The sequence below is a fragment of the Gammaproteobacteria bacterium genome (assembly GCA_013817245.1).
Lineage (GTDB): Bacteria > Pseudomonadota > Gammaproteobacteria > HTCC5015 > HTCC5015 > JACDDA01.
In genome coordinates, this window is sequence record JACDDA010000002.1 from 272,990 (window position 1) to 299,427 (window position 26,438).

Sequence of the window (26,438 nt, forward strand, 5' to 3'; positions counted from 1 at the left end):
GATGGCAGTATTAAGTTTGATTGCAGCGATGGATCGTAATCGATTAATCGGCCGCGATAATCAATTGCCCTGGCATTTGTCGGCTGATTTGCAGCGTTTTAAAGCGTTGACACTGCATAAGCCGATTGTCATGGGACGTAAAACCCATGAATCTATCGGCAAGCCGTTACCGCAACGCGACAATATAGTCGTTAGTCGCAATCCTGATTTTCAGGCGGCAGGCTGTCAAATGGCGAGTAGTTTGGAAGACGCACTGCAAAGCGCTAAAGAAGCAGAAGAAATCATGTTGATTGGTGGCGCGCAGCTATATGCTCAAGCTTTGCCCTTAGCAAGCCGCTTATATCTGACGATTATTGATCATGAATTTGTCGGTGATGCGTGGTTCCCCGCATGGCATGCGCAAGACTGGCAAGAAATTGCCAGCGAACAACATCAGTCGCTTGAACGCCCATGGAGTTATCGTTTTATTACCTTGCAACGCCTAATGAATTAAATTTACTAGCAGCGACTAGCTCTTAAGGTCAGCGCTCGTTATGCTCGCGTATTCATATATTAATGATGCCAGAAATAATGCCGGATGAGTTTAAGACATCCACCCTTACTTTTTATTACATAGATTAAGTCAGCTTGCTGAGGGAGATTTTTATGTCGAATAACGGAGCCGGTTATACCAATCATATCGGTGAACGCGTGGCAGTGGTTGCCGGTTTGCGTACGCCATTTGCCAAACAAGCCACGTTTTTAAGAGAGCTCAGCGCGATTGAATTAGGCAAAATGACTGTTGCGGAATTATTAGCTCGCAGTGATATTGATCCGGCATTGATTGAACGCGTAGTGTACGGCGCGGTGATGATATTGCCCGAAGCGCCAAACATCGCACGCGAAATTGTTTTAGGCACTGGCATGCCGGTAACCACAGATGCGTTTAGCGTATCGCGCGCTTGTGCTACTAGTTTTCAAGCTGTAGCCAGCATCGCTGATGCCATTCGTTTAAATGATATTAGTATTGGTATCGCCGGTGGCGCCGATTCGTCAAGCGTTTTATCTATTCAAGCCTCTCGGCCGTTAGCTAATACATTAATTTTGGCCAGTAAAGAAAAAACCTTAAGCGCGAAAATAAAATTATTTCGCAAATTACAATTAAGAGATTTTTTACCCGTGCCACCAGCCGCCGCTGAATATTCTACCGGCTTGCGAATGGGCGATACAGCCGAACAAATGGCGAAAGATTATGGCATTACACGCGCAGCACAAGATGCCTTGGCGCATCGTTCGCATTCTTTAGCGGCACAAGCATGGGAAACAGGAAAATTGGATGATGAAGTGTTACGCACTTATATACCTCCTTTTGCAAAAACTTATCATCGTGATGAAAATATTCGTTTTGATTCTAAGTTGGAAAATTATGCAAAATTAAAACCCGCTTTTGATCGTCAGTACGGCACGGTAACGGCCGCCAACTCGACACCCTTAACCGATGGTGCTTCCGCTATTTTATTAATGAGCGAAAGTCGTGCAAAAGCGTTGGGTTATAAGCCGTTGGGTTACATCAAACAATATGTATTCACGGCGAATCAAGTGAAAAAAGATTTGTTGATTGGTCCTGCCTACGCCATTCCTAAAGTATTGGCCCGCGCGGGTTTAACATTAAAAGATATTAGCGTAGTGGAAATACACGAAGCATTTGCTGCGCAAACGTTAACGGTAACGAAATTATTGGCTTCAAAACAATTCGCCGAAAAAGAATTAGGCTTAAGTGCTGCGGTAGGTGAAATTGATGATGATAAATTTAACGTATTGGGTGGTTCATTAGCCTACGGTCATCCTTTTGCCGCAACCGGTGGACGAATGATTACGCAAACCTTACGTGAGTTAAATCGTCGCGGCGGTGGTTTAGGTTTATTAAGTGCTTGCGCTGCGGGCGGTTTGGCGGCAGCTATGATTGTGGAGGCGGAATAATCGTTATGGAAAAGAATTTAACTGTAGAAATTAATGCGCGTGCTATTGCCGTTATTACGGTAGATGTGCCAAATGAAAAAATGAATGTGTTGAATCGTGCATTTCTTGACGAATTTTCTGCCGTCTTTGACGAGCTTACTAACAACGCTGCAGTAAAAGGCATCGTTATTGTTAGCGGCAAAGCCGATAGTTTTATCGCAGGTGCAGATGTGCGCATGTTAAGTGCGGTGACGACGGCGGAAGAAGGCCAAGCATTGTCGTTGGCCGGTCACGCCATCATGAATAAAATCGCTGAGAGTCATAAACCGGTAGTGGTGGCTATTCATGGTGTCTGCTTAGGCGGCGGTATGGAATTAGCGTTGGCTTGTCATGGTCGTGTTGCGAGTGATGATGCGAAAACGGCATTAGGTTTGCCCGAAGTACAATTAGGTTTGTTGCCCGGTACAGGTGGTACGCAACGTTTACCACGTTTAATCGGTTTGATTAAATCATTAGATTTAATGTTAACCGGTCGTCAAGTACGCGCCTTAGAAGCAAAACGCTTAGGGTTAGTTGATGCGGTTGTGCCGCAACCCGTGTTAGTAGAAGCCGCTATGCGACGTGTTGAAGTCTTGCTGAAACCTGCTGCAGATAAAGCCAAGATGCAATGGTTCTCGGTTAAGGCTTGGCGCGATTATATTTTGCAAGACACGCGCTGGGGACGTGGCAAAGTATTTGCCGCTGCGCGTTTAGATGTGAAAAAGAAAACGCGGGGTAATTATCCTGCGCCACCAAAAATTATTGATTGTGTTGAATACGGTTATCGTCATGGCTTAACTAAAGGGCTAGTGCATGAAGCACAGCGTTTTGGTGAGTTAACGGTTACCTCTGAAGCGAAGCAACTCATTAATATTCATTTTGCACAAACGGCATTGAAAAAAGAAACGTATGCACCCGAAGGTGTAAAAGCCGTGGCGATTACTCAAGTGGGTGTATTGGGTGGCGGTTTAATGGGCGGTGGTATTGGTACCGTGTCATTAGATAAAGCGGATGCAGAAGTACGTTTAAAAGACATTAATGATGATGGCATTCGTCGTACCTTAGTGCATGTACATGAACACTTTAATGTAAAAGTTAGCAAGCGAGCAATGACTGCGACTGATGCAGCGCGGCAGTTACGACGTTTAACCGCTACAACTGATTACAGTGGTTTTAAACGCGTGCAATTAGTTATTGAAGCGGTGTTTGAAGATTTAGCATTGAAGCAACAAATGGTGCGCGATATCGAAGCCTTAGGTAATCCAGATATTATTATGGCAACAAATACTTCTTCTATTCCGATTCGTGACATTGCCAGCGTCGCTAAACGTCCCGAACAAGTCATCGGCATGCATTATTTTTCACCTGTTGAAAAAATGCCTTTATTAGAAATTATTAAACATGAAAAAACGGCTGATTGGGTAGTGGCTAGCTGTGTAGCATTTGGTAAGCGTCAAGGTAAAACGCCAATCGTAGTGCAAGATGTGCCAGGGTTTTATGTGAATAGAATTTTATTTCCTTATATTAATGAATCTGTTTATTTGGCTTTAGAAGGTGTACCCATTGATGTTATTGATCGTGCGATCGTGCAGTGGGGCATGCCGGTCGGGCCGTTTAAATTATTGGATGAAGTCGGCATTGATGTTGGTGCTAAGATTCAAAAGATTTTGGAAAATGCCTACGGCGAACGCATGCAAGGTAGCACCGCAGTCGATAAATTATTAGCTGATGGTCGTAAAGGCCGCAAAAATAAAAAAGGTGTTTACGATTACAGTGCCGCGAGTCGCGGTAAACAAATTGATGCTAGCGTTTATACCTTGTTGGGCATTACGCCGACTGCTACCTCCAGTAAATCCATGTCGAATGCGGACATTGTCGAGCGCTGCATGTTGCCCTTATTAAATGAAGCGGCTATTTGTTTGGAAGAAGGTGTCATTAGCAGTGCACGGGATGGTGATATTGCAACTGTTTTTGGTATCGGTTTCCCACCGTTCCGTGGCGGACCTTTCCGCGAACTAGAAAGCCGAGGTTTGGCAAAAGTTGTAGAGCGCTTAAAGAGTTTTGAAGCGCAATATGGTGTGCGATTTACACCCAGCAAAGAATTAGTAAAAAAAGCCACTGCCAATCAAAGTTATTTTTCTTAATAAATTCGTCAATGTTTTATTTAAAAATGCCCAGCTTGCTGGGTATTTTTTTGTAAGTAGTCTTGGTAACGATTTCGATTAGTTGTTTTTACAATTGATGCACGATTGTTGCGTAATGATTAAATCAGGATGGTCTAATTGCATGGCGGTTAATTGTTGCCCCCATACACAGCCACTGTCTAATGCAAAAGCGTCATGACGTTGAGTGGCGCTTAATGCAGACCAATGTCCAAACACGATGCGTGTGCTGGCGCTGCGACGTTCAGGCAAATCAAACCACGGTAAGAGTCCAGGCGCTTGACTACCCGGCGCACCTTTGGGTTCTAAGTCCAGCGCTCCATCAATCGTACAAAAACGCATGCGAGTTAAAGCGTTGATAATATAACGATAGCGCGGCATGCCGACTAAATCATCTGACCATTGCGCAGGTTCATCGCCGTACATATTGCCCAGTAAGTTTAAATATTCATCGCTGCGTAATAAATTGCTGACGCTTTGTGCATGAATGAGGGCTTCATCGATAGTCCATTGAGGTGGTAACCCTGCATGTACCATGCTGAAATTTAATTGTGGGTCGTGATGGAAAAGAGGTTGTTGGCGTAACCAATAAAATAATTCTTCGCGATCTTTAGCGTGCAAAATATCCCCGGTAGTATCTTTATTTTTCGCCGGTCGGATTCCTGCTAGCGTCGCTAATAAACTTAAATCATGATTGCCTAACACGGTGATGCAATGCGCGCCTAAATTTTTAACGTAGCGTAATGTCTCTAGTGATTGTGGGCCACGATTAACTAAATCACCCACTAGCCACAAATAATCTTGTGCAGGATCAAAGTGTAATTTGTCGAGTAATGCGCGAAATTCACGGTAACAACCTTGCAGATCTCCGATGGCGTAAGTAGCCATGATTTCAACCGTTAATGCACGCTATTAGGAGTGGAAAGCAGGAAGGCCGGAATCGGTGCTTCGAATAATTCACCGCTTTGGCTGCGAAATTGATAGTGGCCATGCATCGTACCAAATGGCGTTTCTAACATTGCGCCGCTGGTGTATTCAAAACTTTTGCCGGGTTGAATGAGCGGTTGTTCACCTACTACGCCATCGCCGTCGACTTTTTGGATTTGACCTTCGCCGTCGGTAATGACCCAGTGCCGCGTTAATAATTTTGCTGGACTGGTGCCTTTATTGGTGATCCGAATGGTATATGAAAAAACGAAGCGGCCGGCATCAGGTGCAGACTGTTCTTCCAGATAACGGGTTTTGGTGTGTACATCAATTTTTTGATTGTCTGCCATGGCGTTACCGACTTGCTACTGTTCATACGAGTGGGCATAGTATATCGCAATACCCGTAGCCCGTTGTATCTTGCGCGGAACTCTACAATAATCGGTTTAGTAAAATTGCAGCGCTTGATGTGGACTGGGTGCGTAATTGGGCGCGTAACTGAATATATAACTGGGTTTGTCAGCGAGTGCATAAAAGGATCTGATCATGGACATTTTACAAGAAGTACCTAGCAGCAAACAAAAGCAACCAGAAGCGGGTCGTCGCTGGTTTCATGCCGCGGGCGCAGATTTATATGTGTGGCACGATGCGCACAACACACTCACTGCTTTACGTTATCAATGTCAAAGTGACCAAGAGCAATATTTATTAACCTGGAATACACAAGAAGGCATTCGTCAGCAATGTAATCGATTGGATGCTACTCAGTCCAAAAATGTGGACTTCGACAAAACCCAAATATTAAATGGCAGAGCAGCGTTTGATGAGGGCTATGTAGCGCGTGATTTTCGAGTACGCGGTTTGCATTTAGAACCGCCATTATATCAATTCATTCTGTATAAATTATTCGATCCCTTGCAAGCGGCGTGAATGTACGCATTCGCTGAGCGCCGCAAATGCGCTTAGCGATAAAGTTTCTGCACGTGCTTGAGGATCGACACCGGCTTTTTCTATGCTGGCTTCATCTAATAATATTTTCAAAGTATTGCGTAACATTTTTCGACGTTGCGCAAATGCGGCTTTCACCACCTCGGAAAAAATAGCCATATCACTGACCGTTATAGGCGCGTCGGTGTGTGGCACGAGTCTGATAATGGCAGACTCTACTTTAGGCGGAGGATTAAAAGCATGACTGCCGACGGTGAATAATTTTTCTGCGTGACAATAGAATTGCAGCATCACTGACAAACGTCCGTAGTGTTCCGTGTCGGGTGCTGCCACAATTCTATCGACTACTTCTTTTTGCAGCATAAAGTGCATATCTTTAATGACCGATAAGTGCCGCATTAAATGAAATAATAAAGGCGAAGAAATGTTATAGGGCAGATTACCGATGACGCGAATTCTTTCACTGCCTGCTAAAGTACTAAAATCTACCGTCAAAACATCTTGTGAAATAACCGTGAGTTCAGCTTGTGGTTGATTGGTTTGGCATAAGGCAGTTAATTTTGGAATAATGTCGCGATCAAGTTCAATCACAGTTAGTTTTTTGGTTTGCTCTAATAAAGGCAGCGTTAAAGCACCTAAGCCTGGGCCTACTTCAATATGCTGCTCATAATCATTCGGTCGAATCGCACGCACGATGCGATCAATCACATTTTGATCGACTAAAAAATTTTGTCCAAACCGTTTGCGTGCTTGATGCGGTGATGAATGATTAGAATAACTCATGAAAATAATTAATTGCTGATCTATTGGGGCAGCAAACTAGATGCAAGTTCAAACGCAGCTAATAAACTATCGTGCTTAGCTTTGCCGGTACCGGCTAATGCTAAAGCCGTGCCGTGATCAACCGAAGTGCGAATAATTGGCAAACCTAACGTCACGTTGACCGCTTCACCAAAGCCTAGTGCTTTTAATACGGGTAAACCTTGATCGTGATACATGCAAAGGAAAGCATCGGTGTTATTCAAATTTTCGCTAGTGAATAAAGTGTCCGCTGGCAAAGGATCGCTGATGTTCATGCCTTGTGCACGCAGTTCATTAATTACGGGTTGTAATATATCGCGTTCTTCTGTGCCTAAGTGACCTTGCTCGCCTGCGTGTGGATTAACCCCGGCGATTAAGATACGTGGCTCGGCAATATTAAAACGAGTTTGTAAATCTTTATGTAATATTTCTAGCGTTTTTTTCACCGTATCGTGCGTAATCGCTTGTGCGATTTTATTCAAAGGTAAATGCGTAGTCACTAAAGCAACTTTTAAACGCGGACAAGCTAACATCATGACGGGGTAACCACCGACACACTCAGCTAAAAATTCTGTGTGGCCCGTGAAAGCAATGCCTGCGTCATTAATCACACCTTTGTGCACAGGCGCTGTCACCATAGCGGCATAACGATTTTTTACGCAACCTTGCGCGGCTTCGCGTAAACAATCTAATACATACGGCGAGTTAGTCGCATCGAGTTTCCCTGCCGTCACAGTGGCACGTAAGGGCAGAGATTTTATCCAGATATGACCGGGCATATTCGCGCGCGGTTCATCAGCGCTAGCATCACCAACCTCATGGAATTCGATTGATAAATCTAATTGGCGCGCGCGTTTTTTAAATAAAGCAAAATTAGCGATGACTACCATCGGCCTTGGTAAGGCGTGTTGTGCTAATGCTAAAATAATATCAGGCCCTACGCCTGCGGGTTCACCGGCGGTTACAGCGATGCAATATGTCATTGGGTTATAGCGTACCTTTTTATATTAATGTTTTTTGTTAGCATTATTTTTTATCGGTTTTGTTATCGATTTTCTTAGGGGCAGCATCTAAACGATAATCCACATACGCTTGTTCGCGAATTCGACGTATCCACAAATCTTCTTCTTCAGCGGCTTTGCGTTTAAATAATAATTCACGTACTTGCGTGCGTTTCAGATCTTCGGTTTTATCGTATTGACGACGTTCCAGAACTTCGACGATATGCCAACCGTATTGAGATTGAAAAGGTTCGCTGAGTTTTTTAAGGGGCAAACTATCCACTACAGAACGAAATGTAGGTACAAAAGTGGTGGATTCCGTCCAGCCTAAATCACCACCTTCGGTGGCGCTGCCGTGATCTTCGGAATATTGTTTGGCTAATGCGGCAAAATCGCCACCGTTTGATAATTGGCGACGAATATCATTTAATTGTTGGCGTGCCTGATTGTCATCTATGACTGCATTGGTTTTAATTAAAATATGTCTAGCGTGTAGTTGCGGCACGATTTGACGTTTATCGCCGCCACGAACATCTTCGAGTTTGATTAAATGAAAACCGCTGGGACTGCGTAAGGGATGACTAAAGTCACCGGCTTTCATATTAATAAGTTCACGCGAAAATAGTTTAGGTAATTCGGCGCCTTTGCGCCAGCCTAAGGTGCCGCCTTCCAACGCATTTTGACTATTAGAATAAGTGGCGGCTAATTGATCAAACGGTTTTCCTGCTACTAAGTCTTTGTATAAAACATCTGCTTGTTGTTCGGCTTGTTTGATTTTTTCAGCGGCAGTGTTTTCAGGAACGGCGATCAAAATATGTGATAACAAGTATTCGGCATTATCGCTGGCTTGTTGGCTAGCTAAAAATTCGTCGATTTCTTGTTCGGAAATAGTAATGCGGCTTGCAACCATACGTTGTGTTAAACGCGAAATGGCAATTTCTTTGCGTAAGTCTGCACGAAAAATTTCATAACTAATACCATCGGCGGCCAGTTGTTTGCTGAATTCTTCTAAAGACACGCGATTTTGCCGAGCAATTTGATTCATCGTTTCATTGAGCGTGAGATCATCTACTTCAATGCCACGGCGATTAGCTTCTTGTAATTGCAGCGTTTCTACAATCATGCGTTCTAACACTTGGCTGCGCAAACTTTCTTCTGGTGGCAAAGTAGTGCCGCGACTTTTAAGTTGTTTTTTAACTTGCGCTAATTGCTGATCGAGTTCGGTGGCTAAAATTACATCATCTTCAACCACCACCAGAATTCGATCCAGCGGTTGTACATTCGCGGCGAATCCGTATGGTGTGCTTAATATTAAAAATAGGGCTGTGCAGAATATTTTTGGGATTTTTATCACTTCAATGTTTCCTCAAAACCGATGACATTGCGTTCTAACAAGCCACCTAAATCATCGCCAAAACGCGTAAAGCCTTTTAGCACTAGTTGAAAATAAATACCGTCTTTAAGTTCGCCATTATCGAGATAACGTCGACTGGCTAAGCGCACGCCATAACAACAACTTTCGTATTCAAGTCCCATTAATATTTCGGGGTCTTCTTCGCCAGCACGCAAACTGTGATTCCAGCGACCTAAAGCGTACCAATGCGCCGTAATAGGCCAGCGCAAAGAAATATCCGTTTGTTCTAATTCATCAATAAAATAGCGATAGCTGAAATTGATGACATGTTGTGCATCGGGTTTATACTGTGCTCGAAATAAACGTTGTTGATCGCTTTCGGTATCGGGATCACGTACCCAAGTAGTGCTTAAATACCACACTTTTTGCAAACGTAACGCCGCTTCTGCTACCCAATCTGAATCGTGATCCTGTTGAATAATAGGTTCGTCAGGTAAGCGCACTTGTGGCGTGACGGCATAGTATATACGACCCACTTGAAAGCTGAATTGTTCTTCGCCGCTATTGGTATCTAACCAGCGGCTGCTTAATGCCACAGTCGTTTGTTGAGTATCACCAATCCGATCAGCGCCGGTATAACGATTGGTTGCAAACAGTTGACTAAAGCTGAATTCGCGTAAGTCAGTATCCAGTATCGGAATATCGTCTTGATTGCGGTAAGGTGTATGCAGATAAAAAATACGCGGCTCTAAAGTTTGTATCGTAGTGTCATTAAAGTCGCGTTCTAAAATAAAACCAGCATCCACGGATTGCACATTTAAATGACGTGAAAGAGTGCTCGTGTCATTTGCGGTGTTGGTGATGCGATATTCAGTGTAGCGAGGCGCAATCGCGGGTTCTATATACCAACCATGATCACCTAATCGATAACCTAAGCGAGTGTCGATGTCGGTGCGTAAGGTATCTGGATTAACGGGGTGTTGAAATTCAATCATTTCTACGCTCGCATCGGAACGTAGCCCGCGCCAATCGGGAGGTAAACCGGTTAATTTAATTTGCGGCGCTAATCGATAAGGTTCGTCTTCCGCTGCAATACTAGTATCGAGCGTTTGATAATCTAATACTTTAGTTTCAAGAATCCAACTGTCACCTTCACCCACTAAGCCAGCCGTGCGTTGCACATGAGTTAAACTGCTTAAACTTAGTTCGTTACCTAAATCGCTAAAATACTCTGAGTCAGATACTTCTGTTGCATCTATGTAAGTGCGCCACCGATCAAAAAAGCGGCCCGATAAATTACCATCGTGACGTAACCGTAGTAATTGTCGAGCATCGTTGGTTTTACGATCATCTAAATATTCAGCATCTAACTGATTATGACTCCAATTATTTAAATATCGCCATTCGGTTTGTGCTTGAAAACCGCGATTCGCCAAATAGTGCGAGGTTAATGTTGCATCTGCTTGTGCAGCGATATTCCAGTAATAAGGCAAACTAAATTCAAAACCTGATGCTGACGTGTGACCAAAAGTAGGTAATAAAAATCCTGACTTGCGTTTATCATCAATCGGAAAACTCATATAAGGAAAATAAAAAACAGGCACATCTTTTACAAACACCCGCATATGTTTAACGGTGCCGGTACCTTCGGTTTTATCTAAGGTGATTTTGCTGGCTTTTAAATACCAATCGCGTTCTTCTGGATCGCAGGTTGAATAAGTAGGTTCTTCTAAGGTAGTGACATTGTTTTCGCTGAAAATACGCGCTGCACTGCCATTAGCATTATGAGAAAAAATATAAAATTGGGCTTTTTGAAATTCAATACGTTCGCGTTCTTGCACAAAATCCATGCTGTTTGCTTGTGCTTGTAAATCCGCATTGCGGTAATTGACATTACCTTCTAACAAAAAATGTTGTTGAGTTAGATCATATTGCGCGGAATCTGCGCGCAATTCATCACTCATTCGAGAGAGCACCACGTGACCGGATAACTCTGCGTGTTTTTTATCCACCCAGGTCATTTGATCCGCGGAAACAGATAATTCATCAAGGGTTTCAATTTGCGCACTGTTATTAAAAGGTTCGACCCAGCGCGGCAGATGGCAAAATGCCCAGTCGGCGGAGGCCGCGACCGGCAATAAAGCGCTAAAAACCAATAAATAGCGGAACCACATCAACGCCGTATATACCTTATAGATAGATGTTAAAAAGCCTAGCTAGTGTATCGGATTGGCAGGGCTGACAGAACTGCTGAATAAAGCGAGGTGATGCAAAGTTTAGCGATTTATTATTTTGCTATGGAGATGGAAATCGGATTGGTTCTGCGCTCTGTTGGCTGAGCGCTGCATTGTTTCAGGATTTTGAGGTTTGATAAGGCGGCTATAATGAATTTAATCCAGCGCCTGAATGTAGAAAAAGGGTTATCAATGTTGCAGAGTTTGGCTGGAGTTTAATCCGAAAAAATATCTATTTTTTCATCATCAGGCATATCTGCGGCAGGCGGTAACACACCATCATGAATTAAACTTTGACGCCGTTGCAAATAGGCTTCGCGGACAAAGGTATAGCGATCCAAGGCGGCCTCGTCGAGAATGTCCGTTGCTTCTAATAAACTTGCCCGAACATCTACAAACGCAAGCGCATAAAGGGCATTTTGAGTGCCTTGATCATTTACGTATTGCAAAGGATCAAGATATACAACGTCGACCCCTAAGCCAAAGCCATCACGTACCGTGCTGGGACCCAGGAAGGGCAAAACTACATAAGGCCCAGACGCTACGCCCCAATGTGCCAGGGTTTGACCAATATCTTCATGGTGTTTTTCTAAACCAACCTTGCTGGCAACATCGACCACACCTGCAATTCCCACCGTGGAGTTCAGCAAAAAACGGCCAAGATCAGCGCTGGCTTGGACGGGTTTTAATTGCAGTACGTCATTAACAAATACTTTTATATCCCACAGATTACTAAAAAAATTACTGACACCATGTTCGACCAGATTGGGCGTAATAGCACGGTAACCTTTGGCGACAGGTTCTAGCGCATAATGGTCGACGGTATCATTAAAGCTGTATATGCTGCGATTCATCCGCTCCCAAGGATCGTGTGATTCAGGTGTGTGATTCAATGACGCACAGCCTGATAACATCAGCAGATTCAGGATAATAAGCAAGTAAGAATATAAACGTAGTTTGGGTCGCATAATGCTACTGAAAGTGTAAGAGTTTTAATTTTTTGAGCTCGTACAATGTGACACAATTATGCCATTATTCCAAGCGTAGCCTACGGCATTTCTGTGAGCCTCTTTTAAAGTGATGATGTGTAAAATTGCATATGGAATCTAATAACGACATATTAGTAAAAGTGCGTGGCTTGTCTTTTACGCGCGGCAATAAAGTCATTTTTGAGAATGTAGATTTGGATATTCGTCGTGGCCAGATCACCGCTATCATGGGCCCCAGCGGTACTGGTAAAACTACTTTATTAAAAATTATCGGCGGAGAATTACGTCCGCATGCCGGTAATGTCTGGGTGGATGGCCAAGATGTTCATCGCGTAGCACGCAAAGATTTATTTGAACTACGTAAGCGTATGGGCATGTTGTTTCAAAGCGGCGCATTGTTAACGGATTTATCGGTATATGACAATGTGGCGTATCCATTGCGCGAACATACGCAATTATCGGCATCACTGATTCGTCATTTAGTATTAATGAAATTACATGCTGTGGGTTTACGAGGTGCACGGGACTTGATGCCAGCAGAATTGTCAGGCGGTATGGCGCGGCGTGTGGCATTAGCGCGTGCGATGGCATTAGACCCGATGATGATTATGTATGACGAACCTTTCACTGGCCAAGATCCCATTTCGATGGCGATGCTGGTTAAATTAATTAAAACTGTTAATGCTTCTATGCAATTAACCAGTGTCATTGTTTCGCACGATGTGCCTGAAACATCATCTATAGCAGATTATGTTTATATCATTGCGGAAGGCAAAGTGATGTCACAAGGCACACCCGCAGAATTACATGCAACGCCTTCTGAGTGGGTTAATCAATTCATTCACGGATTACCGGATGGCCCTGTTAATTTTCATTATCCCGCGCTTGATTATGCGCAGGATTTATTTACACCTATAAAATGAATAAGTGGAGTTAAGGGTGCTCGATAAAATTGCACAGATAGGGCGTTACGGTTTAGATGTATTGCAGCATCTTGGCCGCAGCTTACTATTTTTATTGCGCGTATTAGAAGGCGCGCCATCCGTTATGCTGCGCTGGGATTTATTAATACGCCAATTATATTCCGTGGGCGTGCTTACCATCGTTATCATTTTTGTTGCTGGTGGTTTTGTCGGCATGGTGCTCGCGTTGCAAGGATATAACACCTTAGTGCGTTTTGGCGCTGAAGAATCCTTAGGTATTATTGTCGGATTATCCTTAGTGCGCGAATTAGGCCCAGTGGTAACCGCATTATTATTTGCAGGTCGTGCAGGTTCTGCATTAACCGCTGAAATTGGTTTAATGAAAACCACTGAACAATTATCCGCACTCGAAATGATGGCGATCGATCCTTACAAGCGTATATTTGCACCGCGATTTTTAGCAGGATTTATTTCTATGCCGTTGCTCGCGGCTATTTTTAGCGCGGTAGGTGTCATGGGCGGTTACATGATTGGCGTAGGATTGTTAGGTGTAGATGATGGCGCTTATTGGTCACAAATGCAGAACTCGGTAGATTTCCGCGAAGATGTAATGAGCGGTTTTATTAAAACCGTGGTGTTTGGTTGGGTTGCCACCTGGATCGCGCTTTATGAAGGTTTTAACGCCGTCCCGACTGCAGAAGGCGTCAGTCGTGCGACGACGCGAGGAGTAGTGCAAGCCTCGCTCGCAATATTGGGAATGAATTTTGTATTAACGGCATTAATGCTAACTGGGAACTAAGTTATGAACACACGCATCATAGAGATTTGGGTTGGATTATTTGTAGTGGGTGGTTTGGCGGCATTATTTATGCTGGCCATGAGCGTCAGTAATTTAACTGATTTTGATTCCTCGAAAGGTTATAAAGTAGTTGCGCGTTTTGAAAATATTGGCGGTCTAAAAGTGCGATCGTTAGTGAGCGCCAGCGGCGTTCGCGTCGGCCGCGTAACGGATATTCGTTATGACAATACCGGTTTTGAAGCAGAAGTAACCATGACACTAGAACCGCAGTATGTTTTCCCGAAAGATACATCGGCGAGTATTTACACGGCCGGATTGTTAGGCGAACAATATATTGGTTTACAACCCGGTGGTGAAGAAGAAAATCTAAAAGAAGGTGATCGTGTCGCTTTAACAGAATCAGCGATGGTGTTGGAAAGATTAATCAGCCAATTTTTATATAACAAAGCGTCTGGTGACAGCGAATAAAAGTCCAGAATCTAATTTAGCGTTTATTTTAAAGTATAAGGAATCATCATATGTTAAGCCGTCTGTTTAGTTTGGTAGTTTTGATCGCGACGACAAGTATTAGTCCGGTGTTCGCCGTTGAGCATCAAGCGCCGCAACCATTGGTAGAAAACGTGACGCAAAAAGTATTAGCAGAATTGCGTCAACCGAAAGGCGCGGCAGTTAAGGACGCGAGTTTTTTAACGCAAAAAATAGAAGAACATATTGTCCCGCATGTTGATATGACAGCAATGTCAAAGTTGGTTTTGGGTAAACATTGGCGCGCTGCTACCGATGCGCAAAAAGAACAGTTCATGAATGAATTTAAAAAATTATTAATTCGTACTTATCAAAAATCATTATCGGCTTACAGTAATGAAAAAATTGCTTTTGAACCGTTTCATCCTAGCGCGGAACCAAACAAGCTCGCTACTGTTAAGACCAAAATTGTGCGCGGCAATGGCCCAAGCATTGCGATCGACTACGATTTAAGATTTAAAGCAGAAGATGGTTGGAAGTTATATGACATTACAGTGGAAAGTGTAAGTTTGGTGACTAATTATCGCAGCAGCTTTTCAACTGAAGTTACTCAACAAGGTTTAGATCATTTAATCCAAACATTAAAAGATCGCAATGCTAAAGCGATAAGCGGCAATAACGCTAAAAAATAACTTATAAGTTAAATTTTTTAATAAGGCGTGTGCAAATGGCGAGTTTGAACTCAGTGACTACAACTGCGGATAGTGCGGAGTTTGATTTGGCGGGCGAGCTTAATTTTGTCAGCGTTGCTGAACTCTGTGAAAAAATCCAACCCCTACTAGCTGCGCATGCGCTTATTACGATTAATCTTGTGAATGTAACCCAGGCCAATAGCGCGGGTTTGGCGTTGTTACTCGAATGGCTAAAACGCGCTGCTCTTGCTCAAAAAAAGCTACAGTTTAAAAATATCCCCGTAAATTTAAAAAATATCGCGGAAGCGAGTGGCGTATTAGTCTTGTTGCCATTAGCGCCTGACACCATTTAAGTTTAATGGTGCCCGTGTGGCTAGATGCCAAATCGCTCAATTGTTTTTTTAAACATCCATTTTTCAAATAGTAACTAAAATAACCCATATGAAATTTAATAATATATTTTTCATATTTATTTTTATGTGTTTTTCTGTGCGCACATATGCAATTGAAAACAAAGCTGCTGTTAATGTTATGCCATTGCTGAAAACCACCCAGAGCTGGGATGGCAAACAAATTGTTTATCCAGCGGGGAAAGCAGAAATTACTAGCTTGTTAGTTGAAATCGCGCCCGGCGGTGAAACTGGCTGGCATCAACATCCGGTTCCTTCATTCGCTATGTTATTAGAAGGCACATTAGAAATAACGCTTAAAGATGGCCGTGTTAAACGCTTGCAAGCGGGCGCCGCATTAGCGGAAGTAATTGATACTTTGCATAATGGTCGTAACGTAGGTGATGCGCCTGTAAAGATTTTGGTGGTTTATATGGGCGTGGTGGGCCAGCCCCTTGTCATAAAAGCGCAGTAAATCTATTTGTAAGCCATAAAACGCTTCATATAAAAAGTTACCGAATACATAAGCAGAATGCACTAAGGTCTCTATTTTAAAATGTTGAAGAGAGGGCTCAAAAATATCTAACTGGGCCTATTTAAAAAATCGCAGTCTGAAGTTTTGCGTCAAATAATGATCGATTTTTATCCGGCGCCTGCGTACAGTACGGTGGCTATAAAAACATTGTGGAGCACCTTGGCTATATGAGTATTGATCCAGTAGTCGCGTTTTTTGTTTTAGGATTGCTCGCCGGTTTGTTGCGTTCCGATCTTAAAATACCTGTAGCGCTATATGAAACGTTGAGTATTTATTTACTACTGGCGATTGGGCTAAAAGGTGGCATAGCGTTAGCGCAAATGAACGTCAGCGATATTTTGTTACCCTCATTGGTGATTATTTTATCTGCAGCACTTATTCCTTTATTTGCATTTCCGATCTTGCGTTATTGGGGCAAATTGCCACGTGTTGATGCCGGCTCTATCGCTGCGCATTATGGTTCAGTCTCGGTGGTCACTTATGCTGTAGCGGTAACGTATTTATTAAATAAACAAGTTGATTACGAAGGTCACATGACCGTGTTTTTGGTCTTCCTCGAAATACCCGCGCTCTTGATTGGTGTTGTATTAGCGCGTGGTGTTAATAACAGTACGCGCTGGGGTGTCTTAATTCACGAAGTCTTATGTGGTAAAGCTATTGTGTTATTACTCGGTGGTTTATTGATTGGTTGTTTAGCCGATCCCAATAAAATGAATGCATTAAATACGGTTTATATAGATCCGTTTAAAGGTATTTTGTCTTTGTTTTTATTAGAAATGGGTTTGGTTACGGCTTCGCGTTTTGCAAGTGTACGCAGTGCCGGTGTTTTTTTAATCGTGTTCGGCATCACCGTGCCAATATGTGCAGCCTTATTAGGCATCACGACGGGTTATTTATTAGACCTCTCCTTGGGCGGCACGACCTTATTAGCCGTGTTGTATGCCAGCGCATCTTATATTGCTGCACCTGCCACCATGCGTATCGCTGTACCCGAAGCGAATCCGGCATTATCAATAGGCGCCGCCTTAGGTATTACTTTTCCTTTTAATATTGTGTTGGGCATACCCTTGTATTACTGGTTGGCAACACAACTGTATGCTTACGCAGGAGCGCATTAATGAGCGATACATCTATTAAATTACTGACCTTAATCGCTGAACGCGAGTTAGAAAAAATATTATGCCAAGAAATTATTAAAGCCGGCGCCAAAGGTTACACCATCACCGATGTGCGCGGTCGTGGTAGTCGCGGCGTACAAGATGGATCGTGGGATTCAGCGAGTAATATTCGCATTGAAATAATATGCCCCGCGAGTATTGCTGATGGCATTATGCAAATCATCGCGCAGCGTTATTCAGAACATTACGGTATTGTGATGTTTGTCGTAGACACTGAAGTCTGGCGTCGAGATAAGTTTTAAATACGAGGGCAATCATTTCTAGATTGTATTTATAAAATTATTCGAAATAGAAAATTAAAAAATGGCACGCGTAAAGTGGGTTAGCTTGTGCTAACCCACCCTATTCAATAAATCTTACTTTTTCTTTTTGGCTTCTTTCTCGGCTTTTTTAGCTTCTTTTTCCGCAGCCGCCGCTTTGCTCTTTTGTAGTTCTGCAATCAACGCTTCTTGCTCGGCTTGTAATTTCGGCAACATGCTGCGCATCATTTCTTGGGTCATAGTCATAGATTCGCGCATGACGTCAGGCATTTTGGCTAACATTTTTTTGCCGGTAGGCGATTCGTAAAAAACGATAATTTCTTTAACTTCTGCTTCGGTGTACACGCGCATATAAAGGTCAGTGAAAGGAACTTTGAGTTTGTCCCAACTCATTTCTTCTTTCATGATGGCGGATAATTTTTTTAGATGCTTTTCAATAATCGGCCGGTCATTTTCTTCGAGGGGAGTGACGCTATTGGCTGATTGTAAAAAAGCTTGTTCTACTTGTGCATAAGCGGAGTTTAATAAATTTTTGGTTTCCGTTACGTCGAGTAATTTTTCGACGGCGGCTTTATGGGAAGCCTCATCGGCATATGCATTACCGAGAGCAAGGAATGCGCAAAGCAAAATAAATATCTGTTTCGTTTTCATGAAAATAGCCTTGTGATGAATAAAGTAAAAGTTAAGGTTGTTAATAGCCCGAACAGGTTTCAACAGTATGTCAGCGGCGGATATTCGTCAATAAAAAGCCCGCATGTGCGGGCTTTTTATTTGCACGACGAAAATAAGAGCTTATTTCCAGCCAGTGACTTCTTTCAATTTACTGCCGATGTCCGCTAACGATTTGACGGTGTGCACGCCGGCTGCTTGGAGCGCGGCAAACTTTTCATCTGCTGTGCCTTTGCCACCGGAAATAATTGCACCTGCATGTCCCATGCGTTTGCCTGCCGGTGCGGTAACACCTGCAATATAAGACACGACTTTTTTCGTAACGTTGGCTTTAATAAACTCAGCGGCTTCTTCTTCTGCGCTGCCGCCGATTTCACCGATCATGACAATGGCTTCGGTTTGTGGATCGTTTTGGAATAACTTCAAAATATCAATGAAGTTAGAGCCGGGAATTGGATCCCCACCAATGCCTACGCAAGTAGACTGACCAAAACCAAAATCAGTGGTTTGTTTAACCGCTTCATAAGTTAAGGTGCCAGAGCGCGACACGATACCGACTTTACCGGGTTGGTGAATGTGACCGGGCATGATGCCGATTTTGCATTCGCCAGGTGTAATGACGCCGGGGCAGTTAGGACCAATCAAGCGCACGCCGAGTAAATCGCAAGTGACTTTAACGTCAAGCATGTCCAGTGTTGGAATGCCTTCGGTAATGCACACAATTAATTTAATGCCTGCGTATGCCGCTTCTAAAATAGAGTCTTTGCAAAAAGGCGCGGGCACATAAATAACAGTAGCTTCGGCACCGGTTTGTTTAACGGCTTCAGCAACGGTGTTGAACACAGGTAGGTCTAAATGTTTTTGACCACCTTTGCCTGGCGTTACGCCGCCAACCATTTTAGTACCGTACGCAACGGCTTGCTCAGAATGGAATGTACCTTGTGAGCCGGTAAAACCTTGGCAAATCACTTTGGTATTTTTGTTAATTAAAATACTCATTATTTACTCTCCGCAGCGGCAACAACTTTCTTCGCAGCATCGGTAAGACTTTCCGCAGCGATAATATTGAGACCAGATTCTTTTAATTTCTTTGCGCCAAGATCAGCGTTGTTGCCTTCTAAACGCACTACCACCGGAACTTTAACGCCAACTTCTTTGACTGCGCCGATGATGCCTTCAGCAATCATGTCGCAACGCACAATGCCGCCGAAGATATTAACTAATACGGCTTTGACGCTGTCATCAGATAAAATAATTTTGAATGCTTCAGTAACGCGTTCTTTAGTTGCGCCGCCACCTACGTCCAAAAAGTTTGCTGGTGCGCCACCGTGTAATTTAACGATGTCCATCGTGCCCATCGCTAAACCTGCGCCGTTAACCATGCAACCAATGTTGCCGCCGAGTGCGACATAGTTGAGCTCCCAACGTGCTGCATGCGCTTCGCGTGCATCATCTTGTGATGGATCGTGCATCGCTTTAAGTTTAGCTTGACGATACATTGCGTTGCCGTCGATGGTGATCTTCGCGTCTAAGCAATGCAGGTTGCCATCTTTTTTAATGACTAACGGGTTTACTTCAAGCAACGCTAAATCATTCTCTTTGAATAATTTAGCTAAACCCAAAAAGATATTGGTGAATTGCTTAATTTGATCGCCTTGTAAACCGAGTTGGAACGCTAATTCACGGCCTTGATAAGGTTGGGCGCCATTTAAAGGATCGATTGTAGCCTTCAGAATTTTTTCAGGCGTGTCGTGTGCGACTTTTTCAATTTCTACGCCGCCTTCAGTTGATGCCATGAAGACGATGCGACGTGAACTGCGATCAACAACGGCACCTAAATAAAGTTCTTGAGCAATATCGGTGCACGATTCAACCAAAATTTTACTTACGGGTTGACCGTTTTCATCTGTTTGATAAGTAACCAAACGTTGGCCTAACCATTTGTTAGCAAACTCTTCAATGGCTTCGGCAGTTTTAACGAGTTTAACGCCACCCGCTTTACCACGACCACCTGCGTGTACCTGGGCTTTAACTACCCACTCGGTACCACCGATTTTTTTCGCGGCTTCGACTGCTTCTTTCGCGGTATCGCAGGCAAAGCCTATTGAAACCGGCAAGCCGTATTCAGCGAATAATTGTTTCCCCTGATACTCATGCAAATTCATGTTTTCAGATCCTCTTGGCTTTTAAAAAAAAACCATCAAACACTTTCGTATCTCGCAACGTCTTGCTGTGTTGTGAGCGACGAAAGTTTTCGACGGCAAATACTATTTACGTTTACGCTGCACCGCGTGAATAGCGCGGCCATGTACCGATAAGGCCGCTTCGTGCACGGCTTCGGAAAGTGTGGGATGCGCGAACATGGTTAAAGCGAGATCTTCAGCGCTGCCCATAAACTCCATGGCAATCACTGCTTGAGCAATTAATTCAGAACTGTGCGCACCAAAAATATGCACACCTAAAATACGATCGGTTTTAGCATCGGCTAAAATTTTTACTAAGCCACTTACTTCACCGGATGCGCGCGCGCGACCACAAGCAGCAAACGGGAAACTACCGACGTTGTAAGCAATGTTAGCGGTTTTTAATTCGTCTTCGGTTTTGCCTACCCACGAAATTTCGGGATGCGTATAAACGACGGAAGGAATCGTGTTGTAATTTACATGTGCATGTTGGCCGGCGATTAACTCGGCTACCATCACACCTTCTTCGGAACCTTTATGCGCTAACATCGGGCCACGTACAACATCACCGATTGCATAAATACCTTCAACAGCGGTGCGACATTGTTCGTCAACAGCAATAAAACCGCGTTCATTGACGCTGATACCACAATCAGCGCTTAATAAATCCGTCGTGTTAGGTTTACGGCCGACAGCAACAATTAATTTATCAAACGACACGGTATGTTCGCCGTCTTTATTCTGATAAGTCACGTCGACTTTTTTGGTTTTGGTTTTTGCGGAAGTAACACGTGCGCCTAATTGAATATCTAAACCTTGATCGCGTAATTCTTTTAAAGCGGCTTTGGCAATATCACGATCAGCCATCGCTAAAAATTCATCTAAGGCTTCTAGCACAATTACTTTTGAACCTAAGCGCGCCCAGACGCTACCGAGTTCTAAACCAATAACGCCGGCGCCAATGACGCCTAAGGTTTTAGGAACTTCGTTAAAACTTAAAGCGCCTGATGAATCGACAATTAAGTCATCGGCATAAGGCGCGGCGCCAATTGCAACCGGCACAGAACCGGTGGCGATAATGATGTTTTTTGCGGTATGCAGAGTGGTTTTATTTTTGCTGTCGGTGATTTCAACTTGTTTATTAGCGAGTAACTTGCCGCTACCTTGCAACCACGTAATGCCGTTGCCTTTAAATAATTGCTCGATACCGCCGGTTAAATCGCTGACGACTTTATCTTTACGAGCTAACATTTTTTTCAAATCGAGCGTGACGTTTTTGCTCACTACGCCGTGCTCATCTAAACCGTGTTGCGCAAAAGCGAAGTGATGCGACGATTCGAGTAACGCTTTAGAAGGAATACAACCGACGTTTAAACACGTGCCACCTAACGATGCTTTGCCCGCAGGCGTTAACCATTTTTCTACACAAGCGGTTTTAAAACCGAGTTGTGCGCTGCGAATGGCTGCCACATAACCTGCAGGGCCACCACCAATAACGAGGACATCAAACGTGTCTGACATGTGCGATCCGATTAATTAAACGTCGAGCAAAATACGCGCGGGGTCTTCCAACAAATCTTTGATGGTGACCAAGAATTGCACTGCTTCACGACCATCAACAATACGATGATCATAAGACAATGCTAAGTACATCATGGGGCGAATGACGATTTGGCTATTGACTACCACAGGACGTTCTTGAATTTTGTGCATACCGAGAATGGCGCTTTGGGGTGGATTTAAAATCGGTGTGGAATTTAAGGAACCGAAAATGCCGCCATTAGAAATTGTGAACGTGCCGCCCGTCATATCTTCCATTGATAAGCTGCCGTTTTTTGATTTGTTACCGTACTCAACAATGCTGCTTTCAATCGTTGCTAAGCTCATGTTTTCGGTGCTGCGCAAAATCGGTACTACTAAACCACGCGGACCAGATACTGCAACACCAATATCACAATACGCGTGATAAACAATATCGCTACCGTCAACCGAGGCGTTTACTTCTGGAAAACGTTTTAATGCTTCAGTCGTCGCTTTTACGAAAAAGGACATGAAGCCGAGTTTCACGCCGTGTTTTTTCTCGAATTGATCTTTGTATTGTGTGCGTAAATTCATTACGGGTTGCATATCGACTTCATTAAAAGTCGTCAACATAGCAGTCGTGTGTTTGGCTTCTAATAAACGTTCGGCAATGCGCGCGCGCATGCGGGTCATCGGCACACGCTTATCACTGCGTGCACCCAAACTAACGGGGCTCACCGCAGGAGCGGTTTTGCTGGTGGCGGGTTTTTCTAAATGATTAACAACGTCTTCTTTGCTAATACGACCGTCTTTGCCGGAACCAGCAATGTTGTTGGCATCTAATTTATTTTCGGCCATTAATTTGCGTGCAGCCGGTGCGGTAGCGGCTGCGCTGGCTGTTTCGGTTTTGGTTTCGTTAGCGGCTGCAGCGGCGGGTTTAGCAGCGGCTTTACTTGCAGTTGGCGCGGCAGCCGCGCCGGCTTCAATAATGGCGATGATTTGGCCAGCTTTAACGCTGCTGCCGGATTCAAATTTGATGGATGTTAAAACGCCATCAGTGGGTGAGGGTACTTCAAGGACGACTTTATCGGTTTCTAAGTCCACGATATTTTCATCGCGGCGCACGGCGTCTCCCGGTTTTTTATGCCATGCGGCAACGGTGGCGTCGGAAACAGACTCGGGTAAAACCGGTACCTTCACTTCGATAGACATGAACAGCGCATCCTTATATATGGCGTTGTCATTTAGAAAAAACGTTGGCTAGGCGAACGGCACACGCTGTTTTCTATAATGTTTGTATTGCAATTTCGCTTATTGGCCCGTGTCTCTCATCTAAAAACCTAATGAGGAGAGTTTTTTACCGCGCGGGTAAATACCAAGGGTATGGTCGCTTGAGCGAGGGGCGCCATTTTACCTGACTTATGCGGTATAAAGAATACGTAGGAACACCGCGAGCAGCGGATTCTTATCTGGGCAAATGAAAACCTACGCGTCCGTGATGAATTACCGTTCGCCTCGCTCATGGCGTGTAAGTCATGAGCGAGGGTTTGCTTTAGTCTATTTGTCGAATGCGTCGTCGATTAACTGTTTTTGTTGTTGCGCGTGTAAACGAGCATAACCAACCGCCGGTGAGGCAGAAGCGGTGCGACCTGCGTATTGCAAGGTTTGTTTCGGGGTCATGACGCGGCGAATCCGGTGTTGGCTTTGATACCAAGCGCCTTGGTTGGCGGGCTCTTCTTGACACCACACCACGCTGTCGGCTTGCGGATAACGCGCAACCGCTTGTTTTAATAAGGTTTCAGGGAAAGGATAGAGTTGTTCTAGACGAATAATTGCCACGTCATCCCGCGCAGTTTCTTCGCGTCTATCATCTAAATCGTAAAAAACTTTGCCGCTGCATAAAATAATGCGTTTTACTTTTTTCGGCTCACGAACCTGCGCGTCATCCAATATGGGTTGGAAACCACCACTGGATAAGTCATCCAAGCTATTGACCGCTTTTTTATGACGTAACAAGCTTTTGGGCGTCATGACGATCAAAGGTGCGCGCCAAGGTCGCAGCGCTTGACGACGCAACATGTGAAAACATTGCGCGGGCGTGCTGGGCACACAAACTTGCATATTGTGTTGCGCGCAGAGTTGTAAATAACGTTCCAAACGCGCGGACGAATGTTCCGGGCCTTGGCCTTCATAACCGTGCGGCAATAACATCACGAGGCCGGATAAACGTCCCCATTTTTGTTCACCAGAGCTAATAAATTGATCAATGACGACTTGCGCGCCGTTGGCGAAATCACCGAATTGCGCTTCCCAAATGACCAAGGTTTTTGGATCATTCGTGGTATAGCCATACTCAAACGCTAACACGGCTTCTTCCGATAATACGGAGTCGATAACTAAAAACGGAGCCTGTTTTTCGTCTAAATGGCGTAATGGAATATGCGCATGGCCATCTAATTGATTGTGCAGTACCGAATGTCGATGGAAAAAAGTACCGCGACCAGAATCTTGCCCGGACAATCTGACCGGTGTGTTTTCAGTTACTAAGGTAGCGTACGCCATAATTTCAGCAAAGCCCCAATCAATGGCTAATTCACCATCGGCCATTTTTTGTCGATCCGACACAACTTTTGCAACACGCGGATGCAGTTCAAAATTTTCCGGCAATTGGCTCATGTTATTCGCTAATGCTTGAATACGTTTTTGACTGACGCTGGTGTCGAAAGGGGTTTCCCACGTGCTGCCAAAATACACTGACCAATCGACGACGAATTTTTTTTCTTCTTCGCTCATCACCGTCAGATATTGCTGCACACTTTCGCCTTTATCTAATTTCTGACGATAGGTCGCAATCAGTTCATCAGCTTCGGCGCTGCTGACTACGCCTTCGGCAATTAAACGATCTGCGTATAACTGGCGCGTGGTCGCTAAACTTTTAATTTTTTGATACATCAACGGTTGGGTTGCAGAAGGTTCATCTGCTTCGTTATGACCGTGGCGGCGATAACACACCATGTCGATGACGACGTCTTTTTTAAATGTGCTTCGATAATCAATCGCGACTTGTGTAACAAACGCAACGGCTTCTGGATCATCGCCGTTCACATGAAAAATTGGCGCACCCACCATTTTTGAAATATCGCTGCAATATAAAGTAGAACGCGCATCTTTTTGATTGCTAGTGGTGAAACCAATTTGATTATTAATAACAATGTGCACAGTGCCTTTGGTGGAATAACCACGCGACTGCGACATGTTAAATGTTTCCATGACCACGCCTTGACCGGCAAATGCAGCGTCGCCATGAATGGTGATGGGTAATACTCGAATACCGTCTTTGTCATCACGTCGATCTTGGCGTGAACGTACCGAACCTTGTGCTACTGGGCTGACAATTTCTAAATGCGAAGGATTAAACGCTAACGCTAAATGTGTAGTGCCGCCGGACGTTGCAACATCCGATGAAAAACCCATGTGATATTTAACGTCACCGGAGTAACGTTCGCCCAGCGATGACAAGCCGTCAAATTCTTTAAATAAATCGCCGGGATTCTTGCCCATGATATTAACTAATACATTGAGTCGGCCGCGATGCGCCATGGATATAACGCATTCACGCATACCGAGCTGACCTGCGCGTTGCAACATTTCTTGTAACATGGGAATTAACGATTCCCCGCCTTCTAATGAAAAGCGTTTTTGACCTACATATTTAGTGTGTAAATAACGCTCCAAACTTTCGCCAGCCGTTAAATCGTGCAGCAATTGTTTTTTAAATTTTTGATCGTAGTTAGGTTTGCATTGCACGGATTCAATGTATTGTTGAATCCAACGTTTTTCTTTAGTGTCGACAATGTGCATGTATTCTGCACCCACCGAACTGCAATAAGTGGTTTGCAAAATGTTAAGAATTTCTGCGAGCGTGGCTTTGTCTTTGCCCTGTAATGAGCCTGTGTCAAAAACGGTTTGCAAATCAGCGGTGCTTAATTCGTGATATTCCAAGGTTAAGTCGGGAATGTTGCTAACGTCGTTTAACGCTAAGGGATCGACTTTGGCTTGTTGGTGACCGCGAAAACGATAAGCATTAATTAATTGCAGAACGCGGACTTGTTTGCGCATGTGTTCAACTGACGCACTGTCGCCGGCATTTGCTGGTGCGCTGCTGAAATTGCGGAATTGTTCTTTGATGTCAGCATGTGCTTGTTCATACCCATTAACCGCGGGTAATTGTTTAAACACATCGCGCCATTCTGCGGCGACGCTGTTAGGGTCGCTTAAATAATTTTCGTATAGTGATTCAAGGTAAGCGGCGTTGCCGCCATCCAGATAAGCACTGGCTGTAAAAGCAGCCATGCTGCGAGCGGTTTCGGATGTTTTGCTAGACATGGTATGGGGCGTTCCTCGCGCCGCGAACTAACAGCAGGTTAAATA

General features: G+C 44.1%; 25 protein-coding genes. 12 read left to right on the forward strand and 13 right to left on the reverse strand.

Annotated features, from left to right (window positions below; genetic code table 11):
• Position 1 precedes the first annotated feature (1 nt).
• The 3 genes from H0W44_04180 to fadJ all read left to right on the forward strand — a co-directional run bounded on the left by H0W44_04180 (position 2) and on the right by fadJ (position 4,121).
• A complete protein-coding gene (locus H0W44_04180; protein MBA3581632.1) occupies positions 2-493 on the forward strand; it encodes a dihydrofolate reductase in 492 nt (163 codons plus the stop codon).
• Positions 494-645: 152 nt separating this feature from the next.
• Positions 646-1,959 carry an acetyl-CoA C-acyltransferase FadI gene (gene fadI / locus H0W44_04185; GenBank protein MBA3581633.1) on the forward strand — a complete coding sequence of 438 codons (1,314 nt, stop codon included), beginning with the start codon at positions 646-648 and terminating at the stop codon, positions 1,957-1,959.
• Between the two features lie 5 nt (positions 1,960-1,964).
• On the forward strand, positions 1,965-4,121 hold the full coding sequence (gene fadJ, locus H0W44_04190; protein MBA3581634.1) for a fatty acid oxidation complex subunit alpha FadJ: 2,157 nt from the start codon (positions 1,965-1,967) through the stop codon (positions 4,119-4,121).
• Positions 4,122-4,199: 78 nt separating this feature from the next.
• Here the strand turns inward: fadJ and H0W44_04195 are convergent, their stop codons facing one another.
• Both H0W44_04195 and apaG read right to left on the reverse strand, forming a co-directional pair.
• Positions 4,200-5,027 carry a symmetrical bis(5'-nucleosyl)-tetraphosphatase gene (locus tag H0W44_04195; protein MBA3581635.1) on the reverse strand — a complete coding sequence of 276 codons (828 nt, stop codon included), beginning with the start codon at positions 5,025-5,027 and terminating at the stop codon, positions 4,200-4,202.
• Between the two features lie 11 nt (positions 5,028-5,038).
• The gene (apaG, locus tag H0W44_04200; GenBank protein ID MBA3581636.1) at positions 5,039-5,416 is read right to left on the reverse strand and encodes a Co2+/Mg2+ efflux protein ApaG; all 378 of its coding nucleotides are present in this window, start codon (positions 5,414-5,416) and stop codon (positions 5,039-5,041) included.
• 196 nt (positions 5,417-5,612) lie between these two features.
• On the opposite strand from apaG, the gene H0W44_04205 reads away from it, so the two are divergent.
• Entirely contained in the window at positions 5,613-5,996 is a 384-nt protein-coding gene (locus tag H0W44_04205) for a hypothetical protein (GenBank protein MBA3581637.1), read from the forward strand.
• Here the strand turns inward: H0W44_04205 and rsmA are convergent.
• The 5 genes from rsmA to H0W44_04230 all read right to left on the reverse strand — a co-directional run bounded on the left by rsmA (position 5,970) and on the right by H0W44_04230 (position 12,372).
• Positions 5,970-6,797, reverse strand: coding sequence for a 16S rRNA (adenine(1518)-N(6)/adenine(1519)-N(6))-dimethyltransferase RsmA (gene rsmA, locus H0W44_04210; GenBank protein MBA3581638.1), 828 nt, complete (start codon positions 6,795-6,797; stop codon positions 5,970-5,972). The genes H0W44_04205 and rsmA overlap by 27 nt on opposite strands.
• A 20-nt stretch (positions 6,798-6,817) precedes the next feature.
• Entirely contained in the window at positions 6,818-7,798 is a 981-nt protein-coding gene (gene pdxA / locus H0W44_04215) for a 4-hydroxythreonine-4-phosphate dehydrogenase PdxA (protein ID MBA3581639.1), read from the reverse strand.
• A 43-nt stretch (positions 7,799-7,841) separates the two neighbouring features.
• Entirely contained in the window at positions 7,842-9,176 is a 1,335-nt protein-coding gene (locus H0W44_04220; protein MBA3581640.1) for a peptidylprolyl isomerase, read from the reverse strand.
• Complete coding sequence (gene lptD, locus H0W44_04225; protein MBA3581641.1) at positions 9,167-11,347, reverse strand: LPS assembly protein LptD; 2,181 nt, start codon at positions 11,345-11,347, stop codon at positions 9,167-9,169. The genes H0W44_04220 and lptD overlap by 10 nt, the downstream gene beginning before the upstream one ends.
• Positions 11,348-11,619: 272 nt before the next feature.
• Complete coding sequence (locus tag H0W44_04230) at positions 11,620-12,372, reverse strand: VacJ family lipoprotein (GenBank protein MBA3581642.1); 753 nt, start codon at positions 12,370-12,372, stop codon at positions 11,620-11,622.
• Between the two features lie 131 nt (positions 12,373-12,503).
• Here H0W44_04230 and H0W44_04235 point away from each other — a divergent pair, with 131 nt between their 5' ends.
• From H0W44_04235 to H0W44_04270, 8 genes are all read left to right on the forward strand, one after another.
• The gene (locus H0W44_04235) at positions 12,504-13,316 is read left to right on the forward strand and encodes an ATP-binding cassette domain-containing protein (GenBank protein ID MBA3581643.1); all 813 of its coding nucleotides are present in this window, start codon (positions 12,504-12,506) and stop codon (positions 13,314-13,316) included.
• Positions 13,317-13,332: 16 nt separating this feature from the next.
• Entirely contained in the window at positions 13,333-14,115 is a 783-nt protein-coding gene (gene mlaE, locus H0W44_04240) for a lipid asymmetry maintenance ABC transporter permease subunit MlaE (GenBank protein ID MBA3581644.1), read from the forward strand.
• 3 nt (positions 14,116-14,118) lie between these two features.
• On the forward strand, positions 14,119-14,583 hold the full coding sequence (gene mlaD, locus H0W44_04245; GenBank protein MBA3581645.1) for an outer membrane lipid asymmetry maintenance protein MlaD: 465 nt from the start codon (positions 14,119-14,121) through the stop codon (positions 14,581-14,583).
• A 50-nt stretch (positions 14,584-14,633) separates the two neighbouring features.
• Positions 14,634-15,272, forward strand: a complete 639-nt coding sequence (locus H0W44_04250; protein ID MBA3581646.1) for an ABC transporter substrate-binding protein — start codon at positions 14,634-14,636, stop codon at positions 15,270-15,272.
• 35 nt (positions 15,273-15,307) lie between these two features.
• Positions 15,308-15,625: an STAS domain-containing protein gene (locus H0W44_04255; protein ID MBA3581647.1), complete on the forward strand. Its 318-nt coding sequence runs from the start codon at positions 15,308-15,310 to the stop codon at positions 15,623-15,625.
• A gap of 88 nt (positions 15,626-15,713) precedes the next feature.
• Complete coding sequence (locus tag H0W44_04260; protein ID MBA3581648.1) at positions 15,714-16,136, forward strand: cupin domain-containing protein; 423 nt, start codon at positions 15,714-15,716, stop codon at positions 16,134-16,136.
• Between the two features lie 227 nt (positions 16,137-16,363).
• Positions 16,364-17,314, forward strand: coding sequence for a sodium-dependent bicarbonate transport family permease (locus H0W44_04265; GenBank protein MBA3581649.1), 951 nt, complete (start codon positions 16,364-16,366; stop codon positions 17,312-17,314).
• Positions 17,314-17,616: a transcriptional regulator gene (locus tag H0W44_04270; protein ID MBA3581650.1), complete on the forward strand. Its 303-nt coding sequence runs from the start codon at positions 17,314-17,316 to the stop codon at positions 17,614-17,616. Before H0W44_04265 ends, H0W44_04270 begins: the two co-directional genes overlap by 1 nt.
• Before the next feature lie 114 nt (positions 17,617-17,730).
• Here the strand turns inward: H0W44_04270 and H0W44_04275 are convergent, their stop codons facing one another.
• The 6 genes from H0W44_04275 to H0W44_04300 all read right to left on the reverse strand — a co-directional run bounded on the left by H0W44_04275 (position 17,731) and on the right by H0W44_04300 (position 26,360).
• Positions 17,731-18,285, reverse strand: coding sequence for a DUF2059 domain-containing protein (locus H0W44_04275; GenBank protein ID MBA3581651.1), 555 nt, complete (start codon positions 18,283-18,285; stop codon positions 17,731-17,733).
• Between the two features lie 141 nt (positions 18,286-18,426).
• On the reverse strand, positions 18,427-19,302 hold the full coding sequence (gene sucD / locus H0W44_04280) for a succinate--CoA ligase subunit alpha (GenBank protein ID MBA3581652.1): 876 nt from the start codon (positions 19,300-19,302) through the stop codon (positions 18,427-18,429).
• Positions 19,302-20,468 (reverse strand): ADP-forming succinate--CoA ligase subunit beta, encoded by a 1,167-nt coding sequence (gene sucC / locus H0W44_04285; GenBank protein MBA3581653.1) that lies wholly within the window; start codon positions 20,466-20,468, stop codon positions 19,302-19,304. Before sucC ends, sucD begins: the two co-directional genes overlap by 1 nt.
• Before the next feature lie 102 nt (positions 20,469-20,570).
• Positions 20,571-22,007 carry a dihydrolipoyl dehydrogenase gene (gene lpdA, locus H0W44_04290; GenBank protein MBA3581654.1) on the reverse strand — a complete coding sequence of 479 codons (1,437 nt, stop codon included), beginning with the start codon at positions 22,005-22,007 and terminating at the stop codon, positions 20,571-20,573.
• A gap of 15 nt (positions 22,008-22,022) precedes the next feature.
• Positions 22,023-23,219: a 2-oxoglutarate dehydrogenase complex dihydrolipoyllysine-residue succinyltransferase gene (gene odhB, locus H0W44_04295; protein MBA3581655.1), complete on the reverse strand. Its 1,197-nt coding sequence runs from the start codon at positions 23,217-23,219 to the stop codon at positions 22,023-22,025.
• 345 nt (positions 23,220-23,564) lie between these two features.
• A complete protein-coding gene (locus H0W44_04300) occupies positions 23,565-26,360 on the reverse strand; it encodes a 2-oxoglutarate dehydrogenase E1 component (protein MBA3581656.1) in 2,796 nt (931 codons plus the stop codon).
• Positions 26,361-26,438: the final 78 nt, after the last annotated feature.

Coding starts and splice junctions, on each gene's coding strand:
- H0W44_04260 (MBA3581648.1), top strand. CDS start 15,714: ATGAAATTTAATAATATATTTTTCATATTTATTTTTATGTGTTTTTCT.
- pdxA (MBA3581639.1), bottom strand. CDS start 7,798: ATGACATATTGCATCGCTGTAACCGCCGGTGAACCCGCAGGCGTAGGG.
- apaG (MBA3581636.1), bottom strand. CDS start 5,416: ATGGCAGACAATCAAAAAATTGATGTACACACCAAAACCCGTTATCTG.
- fadI (MBA3581633.1), top strand. CDS start 646: ATGTCGAATAACGGAGCCGGTTATACCAATCATATCGGTGAACGCGTG.
- odhB (MBA3581655.1), bottom strand. CDS start 23,219: ATGTCTATCGAAGTGAAGGTACCGGTTTTACCCGAGTCTGTTTCCGAC.
- H0W44_04265 (MBA3581649.1), top strand. CDS start 16,364: ATGAGTATTGATCCAGTAGTCGCGTTTTTTGTTTTAGGATTGCTCGCC.
- fadJ (MBA3581634.1), top strand. CDS start 1,965: ATGGAAAAGAATTTAACTGTAGAAATTAATGCGCGTGCTATTGCCGTT.
- lpdA (MBA3581654.1), bottom strand. CDS start 22,007: ATGTCAGACACGTTTGATGTCCTCGTTATTGGTGGTGGCCCTGCAGGT.
- H0W44_04300 (MBA3581656.1), bottom strand. CDS start 26,360: ATGGCTGCTTTTACAGCCAGTGCTTATCTGGATGGCGGCAACGCCGCT.
- H0W44_04180 (MBA3581632.1), top strand. CDS start 2: ATGGCAGTATTAAGTTTGATTGCAGCGATGGATCGTAATCGATTAATC.
- H0W44_04255 (MBA3581647.1), top strand. CDS start 15,308: ATGGCGAGTTTGAACTCAGTGACTACAACTGCGGATAGTGCGGAGTTT.
- H0W44_04230 (MBA3581642.1), bottom strand. CDS start 12,372: ATGCGACCCAAACTACGTTTATATTCTTACTTGCTTATTATCCTGAAT.
- H0W44_04275 (MBA3581651.1), bottom strand. CDS start 18,285: ATGAAAACGAAACAGATATTTATTTTGCTTTGCGCATTCCTTGCTCTC.
- sucC (MBA3581653.1), bottom strand. CDS start 20,468: ATGAATTTGCATGAGTATCAGGGGAAACAATTATTCGCTGAATACGGC.
- H0W44_04250 (MBA3581646.1), top strand. CDS start 14,634: ATGTTAAGCCGTCTGTTTAGTTTGGTAGTTTTGATCGCGACGACAAGT.
- H0W44_04235 (MBA3581643.1), top strand. CDS start 12,504: ATGGAATCTAATAACGACATATTAGTAAAAGTGCGTGGCTTGTCTTTT.
- H0W44_04270 (MBA3581650.1), top strand. CDS start 17,314: ATGAGCGATACATCTATTAAATTACTGACCTTAATCGCTGAACGCGAG.
- mlaD (MBA3581645.1), top strand. CDS start 14,119: ATGAACACACGCATCATAGAGATTTGGGTTGGATTATTTGTAGTGGGT.
- sucD (MBA3581652.1), bottom strand. CDS start 19,302: ATGAGTATTTTAATTAACAAAAATACCAAAGTGATTTGCCAAGGTTTT.
- H0W44_04195 (MBA3581635.1), bottom strand. CDS start 5,027: ATGGCTACTTACGCCATCGGAGATCTGCAAGGTTGTTACCGTGAATTT.
- H0W44_04205 (MBA3581637.1), top strand. CDS start 5,613: ATGGACATTTTACAAGAAGTACCTAGCAGCAAACAAAAGCAACCAGAA.
- rsmA (MBA3581638.1), bottom strand. CDS start 6,797: ATGAGTTATTCTAATCATTCATCACCGCATCAAGCACGCAAACGGTTT.